The organism is Brevibacterium sp. Lmc1 (assembly GCF_057654315.1).
The window spans coordinates 1,197,552-1,212,031 of sequence record NZ_CM172803.1; the positions used below are offsets into that span (position 1 = coordinate 1,197,552).

8 protein-coding genes are annotated in these 14,480 nt (G+C 65.0%); 7 read left to right on the forward strand and 1 reads right to left on the reverse strand.

Annotated features, from left to right (window positions below; all coding sequences use genetic code 11):
* Positions 1-11: 11 nt before the first annotated feature.
* The 6 genes from msrA to AC239G_RS05190 all read left to right on the forward strand — a co-directional run bounded on the left by msrA (position 12) and on the right by AC239G_RS05190 (position 10,352).
* Entirely contained in the window at positions 12-542 is a 531-nt protein-coding gene (msrA, locus tag AC239G_RS05165) for a peptide-methionine (S)-S-oxide reductase MsrA (RefSeq protein WP_139468669.1), read from the forward strand.
* Positions 542-1,417 carry a nitroreductase family protein gene (locus AC239G_RS05170; protein WP_139468668.1) on the forward strand — a complete coding sequence of 292 codons (876 nt, stop codon included), beginning with the start codon at positions 542-544 and terminating at the stop codon, positions 1,415-1,417. Before msrA ends, AC239G_RS05170 begins: the two co-directional genes overlap by 1 nt.
* Positions 1,414-2,667, forward strand: a complete 1,254-nt coding sequence (locus tag AC239G_RS05175; RefSeq protein ID WP_139468667.1) for an MFS transporter — start codon at positions 1,414-1,416, stop codon at positions 2,665-2,667. Before AC239G_RS05170 ends, AC239G_RS05175 begins: the two co-directional genes overlap by 4 nt.
* A 213-nt stretch (positions 2,668-2,880) precedes the next feature.
* On the forward strand, positions 2,881-6,834 hold the full coding sequence (locus AC239G_RS05180) for an efflux RND transporter permease subunit (protein WP_487489935.1): 3,954 nt from the start codon (positions 2,881-2,883) through the stop codon (positions 6,832-6,834).
* 24 nt (positions 6,835-6,858) lie between these two features.
* On the forward strand, positions 6,859-7,620 hold the full coding sequence (locus AC239G_RS05185) for a CPBP family intramembrane glutamic endopeptidase (RefSeq protein WP_487489936.1): 762 nt from the start codon (positions 6,859-6,861) through the stop codon (positions 7,618-7,620).
* A gap of 191 nt (positions 7,621-7,811) precedes the next feature.
* Positions 7,812-10,352, forward strand: coding sequence for a PhoX family protein (locus AC239G_RS05190; protein ID WP_139468665.1), 2,541 nt, complete (start codon positions 7,812-7,814; stop codon positions 10,350-10,352).
* An 89-nt stretch (positions 10,353-10,441) separates the two neighbouring features.
* Here AC239G_RS05190 and AC239G_RS05195 read toward each other — a convergent pair whose 3' ends face one another.
* Positions 10,442-11,083, reverse strand: a complete 642-nt coding sequence (locus tag AC239G_RS05195) for a VOC family protein (protein ID WP_101545790.1) — start codon at positions 11,081-11,083, stop codon at positions 10,442-10,444.
* 121 nt (positions 11,084-11,204) lie between these two features.
* On the opposite strand from AC239G_RS05195, the gene lysX reads away from it, so the two are divergent.
* Entirely contained in the window at positions 11,205-14,480 is a 3,276-nt protein-coding gene (gene lysX, locus AC239G_RS05200) for a bifunctional lysylphosphatidylglycerol synthetase/lysine--tRNA ligase LysX (RefSeq protein ID WP_139468663.1), read from the forward strand.

Here is a 14,480-nt window from a genome sequence, read left to right on the forward strand (position 1 = left end):
TTATACGTTGTATGAGCGATCTTCGTACCCTCACCCTCGGCGCCGGCTGCTTCTGGTGCCTCGACGCCGTCTACCAGCGGACCACCGGCGTGAGAGAAGTGATCTCCGGCTACACCGGCGGACACACCGACAACCCCGGATACCGTGAGGTCTGCTCCGGGATGACCGGCCATGCCGAAGCCCTGCAGGTGACCTTCGACGCCGACATCGTTCCCGAAGACGTCATCCTCGGCCTGTTCTTCACCGGCCACGACCCCACGAGCCTGAACCGCCAGGGCTACGACGTCGGCACCCAGTACCGGTCGGCCATGTTCTATCGCGACGAGACCGAGAAGCAGCACTTCGCCGAGGCCATCGAATCCGCGCAGAACCTGTTCGACGATCCGATCGTCACCACCCTCGAACCTCTCGGTACCTTCTATCCCGCCGAGGCGGTCCACCAGGACTTCTACACCGCGAACCCGGACAACGGCTACTGCCGTGTCATCATCGACCCGAAACTGCACAAGGCCCGCACCGCCTTCGCCGAATGGGTGAGCTGATGGGCAGTCACAAAAAGGACAGATGCAAGAAGTCCAAACACAAGGACCGCAAACGGTCCAAGGACTCGGGCAAGGCCTGCGATGTGACGAAAGACCGCGTCCGTGCCCACTTCCTCGACGGCAACACCGGACCATGGGCGAAGAGCCTGGCCGCGCAGGAAGCCCAGAACATCCAGGGCGCACAGTTCGATGTGTCCCCGCGGGACGGGGCTCACCCCACCGAGGCGGCCGCCGTCTCGGCGAGTGACCGCACCTCAGCCGTGACTCCCACTCGCCGCGGTCCCGACTACTCAGCGCCGTCGTCGATCGACATCGTCGCCGATCCCGTCCTCCACGCCCTGAGCACCCGACGGTCGATCTCAAAGGTCGACCCGGTGACCCCGAACGACTCCGACCTGCTTGAGATCATCCGATCGATCTCCTCGGTCGCCGACCACAAGTCACTGCGCCCCTGGCGCTTCCTCATCATCCGCGGAGACGACCGGCACCGCCTCGGCGACGCCCTCGACGAAGCCGCCGGCGTCGTCCGCAAACCCGGCGAGACCAATACGAAGCCGCTGCGGGCCGAACTTCTGCTCGCCCTCGTCTCCTCACCGGTCGAACATGACAAGGTTCCCGAATGGGAGCAGCACGCGACCGCCGCTGGTGCCGGCCACCTGCTCGAACTCGCCCTGTGGCAAGCCGGCTGGGGAGTCATGTGGCGCTCGGGAACCCTGACGAACACCGAACCGGTCCGCCGCCTCCACCGCCTGAACGATCATGAACTGCTCATGGGCTGGTTCTACATCGGAGCCGTCCCCGAACGCTACCGACAGCGCCTGACCACGAGCACTCGCCCCCTGCCGAAGCCCGAACAGTTCCTCGATACCCTGTGAGCACTCCCGGCACCGACACTCCGGAAACGCGCCGCCTGCCCAAGGAGATCTATGTCCTCGTGGCAGCGGCCTTCATCGTTGCCCTGGGCTACGGAATCATCGCACCCGTCCTGCCGCAGTTCGCGGCGAGCTTCGACTTCGGGGTCACCGCCGCAACCATCGTCGTCTCCTCGTTCGCATTCTTCCGGTTCGTGTTCTCACCCTCATCCGGGCGCCTCGTCGATGCCTTCGGCGAACGCCGCATCTACATCACCGGTCTCCTCATCGTCGCAGCCTCCACCGCGGCCGTCGCCTTCGCTCAGAACTACTGGCAGCTGCTGATCTTCCGCGGACTCGGCGGCATCGGCTCGACGATGTTCAGCGTCTCCGCGATGGCGCTCATCGTCCGCCTCGCCCCGATCGACGCCCGCGCGAAGGCATCGTCGACGTATGCGACCGCATTCCTCGTCGGCAATATCGCCGGACCCGTCCTCGGCGGTGCCATGGCCGGATGGGGGATGCGCATTCCGTTCATCATCTATGCCGTCGGTCTGCTCATCGCCGCCATCGTCGTCCGCGTCTTCCTCGCCTCCACCGCATCCTTCGGCTCCTCGACGAAATCCGGGCGTGCCCGGCTGGAAGCGGAGAAGGACAAGCAGCAGCAGGAAGTCATGTCCTTCCGGGAAGCCTGGAAGGATTCGGCCTACCGGTCGGCGCTCATCTCCGCCTTTGTCCAAGGCTGGTCGGCGATGGGCATCCGCGTGGCCATCTACCCGCTCTTCGCCATCCAGGCCCTTAAGGCCGATACCGCAGTGGCCGGACTGGCGCTGACCATGTTCGCCATCGGCAATGCCTCGGCCGTGACGGTGGTCGGACGCTTTGCCGACACCGTCGGGCGCAAACCCTTCATCCAATGGGGCCTGTTCGTCCTCGGCGTGACCACCGCGGCGCTGGCCTTCATCGATTCGATCTGGCTGTTCTTCGTCTTCTCCATCATCGCCGGGATCGGCTCCGGCCTGGCCAACCCCGCTCAGCAGGCCACCGTCGCCGACGTCATCGGCCGCGACCGCAAGGGCGGCCGAGTGCTCGCCCGCTACCAGATGGCCCTCGACGGCGGAGCCATCCTCGGCCCGATCATCGCCGGAGCCGTCGTCGATCACTTCGACTACTCGTGGGCGTTCCTGCTCACCGGTGTCCTCGGCATCGTCGCCGCGGGCCTGTGGTTCTTCGGCCGTGAGACCCGTCCCCGCCGACCGGCCGGCGTTCAATAGCCTGCCGACAGCTCGGCGCACCGGCAACAGCTCGGTGCACGGACCGAGCTGTTGCCGGTTCACCGAGCTGTCGCACGAAACGCGACGCGTCGGGATTCTGATTCCGAAAAGTCAGGTTTTCCTCATGTGCGGTTCAGGGGACACTCACTAGGATGGTTGGTTGAGTCGGCGTTCTGCGTCGTCGCCCTGTCTACGACAAAGAAAGTCCCCCTCGTGAGTTTCCTGACCCGGCTGAGTCTGAAGAACCGGGCGCTCATCGCGCTCATCTCCGTCGTCGCCATCATCTTCGGCGTCATCGGTGCCGGTGCTCTCAAGCAAGAGCTCTTCCCGTCCCTCGACAACCCACAGGCCACGGTCACCGCCTCCTATGAGGGAGCCACCCCCGAGGCCGTCGAATCCGAAGTCACCGACCCACTCGAAGGGGCGCTGACCGCACTGCCCGAGGTCGAGGACATGACCTCGACCTCCTCGGCGGGCAGTTCGCAGATCACCGTGAGCACGAAGTACGGCGACGACTCCGATGACGTCGTCCGTGCCCTGCAGCGCGCTGTCTCCCAGGTGCAGCCGACCCTGCCCGACGGGGTCGAACCGAACGTCATGATGATGGGCACCGATGATATTCCGGTGCTCGCCCTGTCCGTGACCTCGGATGCCGATGAAGACCAGCTGGCGGCGAATCTCGAGGACATCGTCGAACCGGAGCTGAAGAAGGTCGACGGCGTCTCCCAGGTCCAGATCGCCGGAGCGAAGACCAAACAGGTCGAGATCAGCATCCGCCGCGACGACCTCGAGGACGAAGGAGCCAACCTCGACGAGGTGGCCGGAATCCTCCAGTCCAACGGTGTGCCCACCTCGGCCGGTGAGCTCAAGGGCGACGACGGCGCGGCCCCGGTCGAGGTCGGCACCCGCATCCGCTCGATCGATGCGATCAAAGACCTCGTCATCTCCGGCAAGGACGGGCCGATCCAGATCTCCGACGTCGCCGACGTCAAACTCGTCGACGAGCCGATCGAGTCGATCTCGCGCACCAACGGCGAACCCTCGCTGTCCGTGTCGGTGATGAAGGAATCCGACGCGAACACCGTCGACGTCTCTCACGCGGTGGCCGACAAGCTGCCCGAACTCGAGAAGATGATGGGTGACAACACGGAGTTCGTCTCCGCGTTCGACCAGGCCCCGTTCATCGAACAGTCCATCCACGACCTGCTCAACGAGGGTGGGCTGGGCCTGATCTTCGCGGTCCTCGTCATCCTCGTCTTCCTGCTCTCGGTGCGGGCGACGATCATCACCGCCATCTCCATCCCGCTCTCCCTCCTCATCGCCATGATCGGGCTGTGGATGGGCGGGGAGACCCTCAACATGCTCACCCTCGGTGCGCTGACGATCTCCGTCGGCCGCGTCGTCGACGACTCCATCGTCGTCATCGAGGCGATCCGCAGACGCCACGCCTCCGGCGGCGACAAGTTCTCGAACATCCTCGCCGCCGTCTCCGAAGTGGCCGGTGCCATCACCGCATCGACGCTGACCACGGTGGCCGTGTTCCTGCCGCTGGCATTCGTGACCGGGCAGACCGGAGAGATGTTCCGGCCCTTCGCCCTGACCGCGACCATCGCCCTGCTCTCGTCCCTGTTCGTGGCACTGACGATCGTGCCCGTCCTCGCGTACTGGTTCCTGCGTCAGCGTGAAGCGAAGGTCAAGCTCACCCGTGCGGAGAAGGCGGAGATCCGTCGCAGCCGCAAGTCGATGCTGTCGCAGTGGCGGGCAGAGAAGAAGGAAGCGAAGAAGGCCGACAGGAAGCGCGACCTCGTCGCCGCCGGTGCCGAAGCCGAGGACACCGGTCCTCGAGACAGTGTTGAATCGTTCCCGCGCGCTGATGCCTCCGCACAGGCCGGTGCCACGACTCGAACCGATGCGACCGGAGTGGCAGCGGGCGGACCGCGCTACGGCGAATCCGAAGACGGAACGGAAGCGGTCGACGAGCTCGCCGGAATGCATTCGCCGGTGACGCGACTGCAGAAGACCTATATGCCGGCCATCGGGTTCTCGACGAAGCACCCGATCATCATGATCCTCATCGCCGTGCTCGTGCTCGCAGGCACCGGAGCGATGATCCCACAGCTGAAGACAGAGCTCTTCGGCGACACCGGGCAGGACTCACTGCAGATCTCGCAGACCTTCGACCCGGGCACCGACCTCGATGAGGCCTCGGAACAGGCGAAGAAGGTCGAGGACATCCTCGCCGACGAATCCGATGTCGACAACTACCAGTTGTCGCTCGGCGGCACGTCGTTCGGCTTCACCGACGATTCGTCGCTGACGGGCACCTATATCGTCAACACAAAGTCCGGAGTCTCGGCGCAGTCGATCTCCGCAGATCTGCAGAAGCAGTTCGACGGCCTCAAGGGCGCCGGCGACGTCGAGGTGGCAAGCCAGAGCTCGACCCCGGGTGCGCAGACCATCGACGTCACACTCACGGCCACCGATCCCGAAGAACTCGAGGACGCGACGAACAAGGTCAGCGACAAGCTCGAGGGCGTATCGTCGGCGCAGTCGGTGACGAGCGATACCGCCGCGGTCCAGCCCGTGATCGAAGTCAAGGTCGATCATGAGAAGGCCGCAGAGGAGAACCTCACCGAGGCGGCCATCGGCCAGTATGTGCAGCGTGCCATGCATGGCCAGCAGATCGGTGAGGTCGTCATCGACGATGTCTCCCATTCGGTGCTGCTCTTCGATCGCAATGCCGACACCGTGGAGAAGCTGCGCGAACTCAAGATCCCGGGCAAGCCGGAAGAGACGGCTCCCGCCGGAGGAGCCGGCGCAGGTGCGGCAGGCGGCGCCGGTGGTGCGGCCGGAGGTGCCGGTGGCTCAGGTGACGCCGGCGCGGCCGGTGGTGCCGGAGGAGCTGGCGGTGGTGCCGGAGGTTCGGGTGACGCTGGTGGTGCCGGAGGCGCTGGCGGTGCCGGCGGCGCAGGCGGTGCTGGTGGTGCGGCCGGTGGTGCCGGTGCGACAGGCGGCGATCCGAATGCTGGTGCTCCCGTGACCTCGGAGCCGCGCTTCATCGAACTCGATGAGGTCGCCGACGTCAAGGAGGTCAAGACCGCACCGACGATCCGCCACACGGATTCGCAGCGTTCGACCACCGTGTCCGTGACTCCGGAAGGCGATGACCTCGGAGCCGTGTCGACCGAGGTCCAGTCCGCCCTCGACGAGGTGGACCTGCCCGATACGGTGTCCGTCGACACCGGCGGTGCCACCCAGGAGCAGAACGAAGCGTTCTCGCAGTTGGGGCTGGCGATGCTCGCGGCGATCCTCATCGTGTTCGTCATCATGGTCGCCACGTTCAAGTCGCTGCTGCAGCCGCTGATCCTGCTGGTCTCGATCCCGTTCGCGGCCACCGGTTCGGTTGCGCTCTCGCTCATCACCGACACTCCGCTGGGGCTGACGTCGATGATCGGTCTGCTCATGCTCATCGGCATCGTGGTGACGAATGCGATCGTGCTCATCGACCTCATCAATCACTTCCGAGTGCGCGGGGTCGATCTGCGTACGGCCATCGTCCACGGTGCCCGGCTGCGTTACCGTCCGATCCTCATGACCGCGGCCGCCACGATCTTCGCTCTGCTGCCGATGGCCCTCGGGCTCACCGGCGGGGGAGTGTTCATCTCGAAGCCGCTGGCGATCGTCGTCATCGGCGGCCTGGTCAGCTCGACGCTGCTCACGCTCATCCTCGTGCCCGTGCTCTACCTGCTGCTCGAAGGAGTCAAGGAACGCCGGGCTGAGAAGAAGTACGTGAAGAACATGGCTCGCGGTGAGGTCCTCGACGCCGCCGAGGCACGGGCACATGAGAGGGAGACCGCCGCTGTGACAGCCGGTGCCGGGGCCGCTGCCGTCAGTTCCGACGACACTCGGGCACGGGCAGAAGGGGAGGCCCCCACTGAGGCGACCGCACCGACCGCGGACTCGACGTCCGCGGATTCGGGCAGGGCCGTCTCGGCGTCGGATGGATCGACGGACGCCGACCGCCTCGGTGACCGCCGCGACGACGAACCGACCGGCAGCGACGGACGCGACGACGACGGGATCCGGGGCGATGGGCCGGGAACGGACTTCACCCTGCGCAGCCAGCAGCCGCGTCGTGATGACGGGGACGGCGAACCCAAACACTGACCCGTCCCGGCTAGAGTTGAGTCCATGACGACCGAGCTCGAACCACAGGAGAGAAAGCGCCTGTGGTTCGAGCTCGGTCTCATTGCGGCCCTGTCCCTGGGCCAGGCATCCGTCTATGCGATCGTCCGTCTGGCAGACATCGCCACGCGCGGACCGATCAGCGACGCCCAGGCCAAGCTCAACACCTCGATCTCGCCCCGGCCGGCCTTCGATCTGATCTACCAGCTTCTCGACATCGGCTTCACCCTCGTGCCCGTCGCCCTCGCGATCTACCTGCTCAGTCGAGACCGACCGGCCCTGCCGCTGCCGATCAGGCTCGGAGTCGACGGGCACCGACTGCGCGACCTGGGCCACGGTGTACTCATCTTCCTCGTGATCGGCATCGGCACCCTCGGGGTGTACGCGGGCGGCAGGGCACTGGGGATCACTGCCGAGATCCAGCCGTCCAACCTCGGCGATCATTGGTGGACGATTCCCGTGCTGATGCTCTCGGCCGCGAAGAACGGAATCCTCGAAGAGGTGCTCATCTTCGGCTTCGGGGCGCTGCGACTGCGGCAGCTGGGCTTCGGGCCCTGGCCGATCATCATCTCCCTGGCGATGTTCCGCGCCAGCTACCACCTCTACCAGGGCATCGGCCCGTTCATCGGCAACGTCGTCATGGGCATCATCTTCGGCTGGTACTTCCTGCGCAAGGGCAGACTCATGCCGTTGGTGTGGGCGCATGTCATCATCGACGCCGTCGGATTCCTCGCCCCGGGAGTGCTCGCCCTCGTCGACTTCGGCTGAGTGCTGCAGGCGAGGTCGGGACAGGCGAACGGGACACTCATTCCTCCCTCCGGGTTCACCTCTGATTCACCGACGGGTAGTTCCAGGGCCGCTTGCCGGTGACAGTCTCGATCGGGTGAGTCCTTCCGGTTCCGCCCTCTGTACCGGGTGGGCCCCGGACTGGGAAGATACCCGATACAAGGAGAGAATCGATGCGAACCTTTCTGCCGATGGCCGACCATGTGCGTGGCAAGCGCAGCCCCGTCACGTGCGCACTGAAGTGCGACAACGCCTGCCTCAAGGCCACCTGCAACACATCGGCAAATGGGTATTTCCGCGATATCGTCAATGCGAAGCTCAGCCGTCGCGCGGTTCTCGGTGCCTCGGCTGCAGGTGCCTTGGCCATCGCAGTGACCACCGCACCGAGTCCGACCGCACGCTCTGCCGCCGCAGCCACCGCAGGCAGTCTGGCCTTCACCGCCATCGACCCGGTCCAGCATGAGGTCGACGAATTCGTCGTCCCCGAAGGCTACTCCTGGCATCCGATCGTCCGCTGGGGAGACCCCCTGTTCCCCGACTCCCCGAAATTCGACCCGGAGAATCAGAGCCCAGAGGCGCAGCGCCGCCAGTTCGGCTACAACAACGACTTCCTGTCCATCCAGATCGACCCCGATGACTCCAACCGGGCCGTGCTCTTCGCCAACCAGGAATACACGAACGACGCCATCATGTACCCCGAGGACATGGACGGAGCCGATCAGCGGGCGATCAGTCGCGAAGCCCACGGGCTGACCGTTGCCGAACTCATCCGCACGGACGAGAAGTCGACGTGGACGATCGATGTCAACGGAAAGAAGAACCGCCGGTTCCTCATCGACACCGAATACGAGTTCACCGGTCCCGCTGCCGGTTCCGATCTGCTGCGGACGAAGGACTACCCGAACGGTGACAAGGCGCAGGGCACTCTCGGCAACTGCTCGGGCGGGCTCACGCCCTGGGGCACTCTGGTGTCCGGTGAGGAGAACTTCAACTCGTACTTCAAGGCGCAGGGCACCTCGGCGGCCGATAAGCGCTACGGTCTCGACAGCGAAGACTCGGCCAACGGGTGGGAAGCCGATGTCGACCGATTCGATACGAACAACCCGGGCTACGCGAACGAAGCGAATCGCTTCGGCTGGATCGTCGAAGTCGACCCCTGGGACCCGAACTCCACCCCTCATAAGCACACGAACATGGGCCGCTTCAAACACGAAGGGGCGAACATCACGATCTCCGATTCGGGCCACGCCGTGGCCTATATGGGAGACGATGAGAAGTTCGACTACCTCTACAAGTTCGTCTCGAAGGACACCTACGTCGAGGGCGACCGCGAACACAACAAGACGCTGCTGACCGACGGCGACCTCTACGTCGCGAAGTTCACCGGCAACTCACCGAAGTCCGAGATCGACGGCAGCGGTGAGGTGCCCGCTGACGGCGAGTTCGACGGCAGCGGACAGTGGCTTCCGCTGGTCAAGGACGGCAAGTCGCAGGTGTCCGGATTCTCCGTCGAAGAGGTCCTCGTCAACACCCGACTGGCCGCCGACAAGGTCGGACCGACGAAGATGGACCGCTGCGAAGACGTCGAACCGAACCCGGTCAACGGCCGCATCTACGTCGCCTGCACGAACAACTCCGACCGCGGCACCGACGGGAAGGCCGCCGCAGATGAGGCCAATCCGCGCACGGAGAACCGCGACGGGCACATCGTCGAGATCACCGAGCGCTCCGGCGATCATACGGGCACCGAATTCGACTGGACGCTGCTGTTGGTCTGCGGAGACCCGAAGCAGGGCGACGCCACCTACTTCTCCGGCTTCCCCGCCGATCAGGTCTCACCGATCTCCTGCCCGGACAATGTCGCCTTCGACACCGCCGGAAACCTGTGGATCTCCACCGACGGTGCTCCCGACGGCATCGGCTACTGCGACGGGCTGTTCAAGGTCACGATCGACGGTGACCAGCGCGGTCGGGTCGAACAGTTCCTGTCCGTGCCTCGCGAAGCCGAGGTCTGCGGACCACTCGTCCACGACGAGTATGAGTCAGCTTTCGTTGCGGTCCAGCACCCAGGTGAGGACGGCTCCTATGCCGATCAGCACTCGCAGTTCCCCGACTATGTCGACGCGACCGATGTCGATAAGGGAGTGGCCGCGATGCCGCGGCCCACGGTCGTGCAGGTCATCAAGGGCGACGGCGGATCGGCACCGGATCCGACTGAACCGCCGAAGGACCAGGACTCCGACGCCGACGGCACAGATGAAGGGGCCAAGGACTCGGATGAGAACGGCAGCTCAGATGGTGCCGGAACGGGTGAGGACACCGATGCCAAGGGTGACAGGACCGGAACGGACGCCGACAGCTCCGGATCGACTGCCGGGTCGCAGGACGGTGCGAAGGATGCCGCGGCAGCTGGTGCGGCCGCGAGCGCCGGAAGCGACGGCGGCTCCGGTTCGGGCGGCTCCGGCGGATCCGATTCGGGCGGCGGTTCTTCGAACGACGGCTCGGGTTCAGGCGGGTCCGGTTCAGGTGGGTCCGGCTCGGACGGCGGTGAACTGCCGTGGACCGGTTCGGACAGCACTCTGCCACTGCTCGGCGGCGGAGCAGGTCTCCTCGCCGTCGGCGGTGCGATGGCGACGGCCGCTCATCTGCGTCGGAAGAACGCAGACGGGACGGAAAGCGAGCAGGGCTTGCCGACGGAGACTCAGAGCGACTGATGACTCCAGGACCATAAGCTGAAAAAGGCCAGAGGCGACACTGCCTCTGGCCTTCTTCGACTCCGCAGTGCGTGCGGACTCTGATGTGCTCAGATGGTGACGGGGCCGTTCTCCGTGTTGAAGCTCACCGACATGATGCCCGGCGTCCCGTGGGGTGCGGACCAGTCGATGTTGATCTCAGAGATCGGCTTGGCATCCTGAGTGCCCAGCCAATCGCGCAGACGATCGCGGTCCCCGGCGATCTGCAGGGTGTCGATGTCGACGCCCTCATTCGTCTTGTACGTCGACGGGTGCTGCGAGGAGTCGGCGGACCACTTGATGAAGAACGGCAGCTGGGGATCGGCGATGAGCCCCTTGACACCGATCTGCAGCCACCGAAGTTCCAAACCGGACTCCGGCGTCCGGTTTCCATCGACAGCCTTGCGCTCGAGGCGGGTTTCGACTGCGGTGAGATCGTCGACCGAGACGCACCAGCCCATCCAGCCACCGCCGAGCTCGGAACGAGCCCGGACCGCCTGACCGAAAGGGGTCGAGAGAGCGGCCGGATGCTCCAAGGCTTCCACGACTTCGAGGTAATGGCCGTTCGCTAGGGGGAAGATGAGGTTTCTGGTGCCGAATCGAGGATGCACACCGCCGTCGTAGGGAGCCACTCCGAGCTTCTCCGCGATCCGCTCGGCGGTCGCACGATAGCCGTCAGGTTCACTGGCGTATGACACATGATCGAGTTTCATGACTCGACAATCGCATAACCTGGCTCACACTGCCCCTTAGGCTTACCTAAGAAATCGTGACCGATGTCACTGATTGCAGTGCCTGACAGTGGAGATCAGCCTCCTGTGGCACTATTCGTCCATGGACCCCTCCGCGCGCATCCCCGTCCCCCACGGTGCTCGTCCACACACCTACACGGCGAAGCAGGTCTCCTCCGGAAGCAGGACCTCCGATGTCGGCGCGAATCCACGTCGATCGACGTTCTTCGTCCGGTGGCTGCCGCGGGTGCTCACCCTGCTCGCTCTCCTCATGCTCGCCCACCTCGTGGTTCCGACAGGCGGCTGGGCGGATGCGGCGCTGAACTGGGTCTGGACCTGGCTGGTACCGATCACACCGGTCGACTTCGTCTCCTCCGTGGTGCTCGTCATCCTCGCGGGGGCGCTCGCAATCGGAAAGCGAGTCGCCTGGTGGAGTTTCCTCGTCCTCATCGCGCTCGTTCTCCTCGCCCTCGGATTGATCGCGGTGCTCTACGCCCTCGTCGACCCGAGGCTGCTCACCTGGGACTTCGCCACTGGTTCCGTGCTGCCGCTGTTCACCCTCATCGAACTCGTCCGTCACCGCCGGCACTACACGGCGAAGACCCAGCCGCGCGGATTCCTCAAGGCCCTCCTCATCCTCATCGTCGGAATCGTCATCGCCTGTGCACTCGTGCTCACGATCCAGTACGTCATCGGAGGCCTGAATACGGTCCAAGCCAAACAGATCCTGGCTGAGCTCTTCGGGCTGCGGGAGGAGACCGAATCGAGTTGGATGCTGACTTTGTTCGGCTTCTGCTCCGGCGCAGTGATCATCGTCGCCTTCTGGACGCTGCTGCGCTCGCAGCGGCAGACCGAACGGATCGGCTTCGCTGAGGAGAAGTCGATCCGCGGCCTTCTCGCCGCTGAGCACTCGGATTCCCTCGGCTACTTCGGCACCCGTCGCGACCGTTCCGCCCTCTTCACCGGCGGCTGCATCGTGAGCTACCGCGTGGAGAAAGGCGTGTGCCTCGTCGCCGGAGACCCGATCGGCCCGCACTCCCGGTGGAACGAAGCGGCCCGTGAATTCGTCTCCCACGCGAGGTCCTATGGCTGGATTCCGGCGGTTCTCGCCGCCAGCAGACAGGGCGCTCAGGCGTATCAGGCCGCCGGGCTGCGCGTCCTTCTCGTCGGAGACGAGGCCGTGCTCCACAGTCGCGACTTCTCCCTGCGGTCGCTGCCAGAGGTCAACCGCTCAGTCGCCAAACTCACCGCCGCCGGATACGCCGTCCGGATCCGACGTCAATCGGAGATCTCCATCGACGAGCTCGCCGCCCTGGCCGACTTCGCCGAAGATTGGCGCGCGGGGGAGACCGAACGCGGATTCTCCATGGCACTCGGGCGCTTCGGCGACGGTGCCGATGGCCAGTGTCTCGTCGTCGAGGCTCTCTTCCCCGACGGCGACACCACTCACGCGCGTACCACCGCAGGACTGCTCAGCTTCGTGCCGTGGGGAGACAATGGAGTCTCCCTCGACCTCATGCGGAGGCACCCTTTGGCCGAGAACGGGGTCACCGAGTTCATGGTCGCCGGTCTCATGACCGAAGCAAGTGAGATCGGCATCGCCTCTGTGTCGTTGAACTTCGCAGTCTTCCGCTCCGCGTTCGAGCAGGGCAGGGAACTCGGAGCAGGACCGGTTAAGAGGCTATGGCGAAATATCCTGCTCTTCGCCTCACGGTTCTGGCAGCTCGAATCGCTCTACCGCTCAAACGAGAAGTACCATCCCGAATGGGTGCCGCGGATGCTCTGCTATCCCGACAGCTCGTATCTCGCCCGCATCGGCCTGGCTGTCAGCATCGCCGAGGGGTTTCTCACGCCGCCGTCGATCTTCGGTTCCGGCCCAGTCGGCCAGCCTCTCTACAGCCGGGAGGAAGCCGCGGAGCTGCTGACCGTCCCGCCCGCAAACGAACCGACCGCGGCGCCGAAACGCGTATCCGATCAAGTCGAGTACCGGCTCAGAGTGCGTGAGTCGATGCTCGCGGCCGGAGTGGAGCCCTATCCCGCCGAAGCGAAGGTCACGGCGCTCAGCGGGCGTGTGCTCAGCGTCCGCAACCACGGTGGAGTCGTCTTCATCGATCTGCTTTCGGAAGGCCGTGGCACTCAGCTGCTCATCGAACGGCAGGCAATGGACTCGGAGTCGTTCGCAAGACTGCACCGCTGGGTCGCCCGAGGAGATCGCATCGACGTGACAGGAACTCCCGGTCGCTCCCGAACCGGCACGGAGTCCTTCCTCGTTGTTGACTGGTCGATGGCCGCGAAGTCGCTGCAGCCGTGGCCCAGCCTCCGACAGGGTGTGCGCGACCCGGAGACGAAGGTCCGCCGACGCTACCTCGACTTCACCCTCAACACTTCTGCACGCGACGTCATGGTCGCCCGGGCGAACGCCTTCCGTTCGCTCCGTGAGACCCTGCAGAGCCGGAACTTCCTCGAGGTGGAGACGCCGATCCTGCAGACGGTGCACGGAGGAGCCAATGCCCGACCGTTCCAGACGCACATCAACGCTTACCACCTCGACTTGTTCCTGCGCATCGCACCCGAGCTGTATCTCAAGCGCCTCCTCGTGGGCGGGTTCGACCGCGTCTTCGAGATCGGACGCAACTTCCGCAACGAGGGAGTCGACGCCACTCACAATCCCGAGTTCTCGATGCTCGAGGCCTATCAGGCCGGCGGCGACTATTCGACCATGCGCGAACTCACACGCACTCTCATCGTCACCGCCGCCGAAGCATCTCTGGGCACCACCGTGGTGCGAGGAACCGTTGACGGCGTCGAACACGAGGTCGATCTCGCCGACGACTGGACGACGGTCTCTCTGACCGAGGTCGTCTCGGACAAACTGGGGATCGAGGTGTCCACAGCCACCGACGTCGAGACGATGCGGTCCCACGCCCGGGCGGTGGGGCTCGAACCGCGTCCGAACTGGGGATGGGGGACTCTGTTGCAGAAGATCTATGAGCAGGTCGCCGAGTCATCGACCATCGCTCCGACCTTCTACACGGACTTCCCGGCCGAGACCTCGCCGCTGACCAGGCAGCATCGCCGCAGCCCGATGCTCGCTGAGAAATGGGACCTCATCATCTTCGGCTCCGAGATCGGAACCGCATATTCCGAACTCGTCGACCCGGTGATCCAGCGTCAGCGGTTGACCGCACAGTCACTGGCCGCAGCCGGAGGCGATCCGGAGGCGATGGCGCTCGACGAAGACTTCCTCCTCGCCCTCGAACACGGAATGCCCCCGGCCGGTGGCATGGGAATGGGACTCGACCGACTCGTCATGCTGCTGACGAATCAGTCGATCCGCTCGACCATCGCCTTCCCCTTGGCCAAGCCGAAAGGATATTGA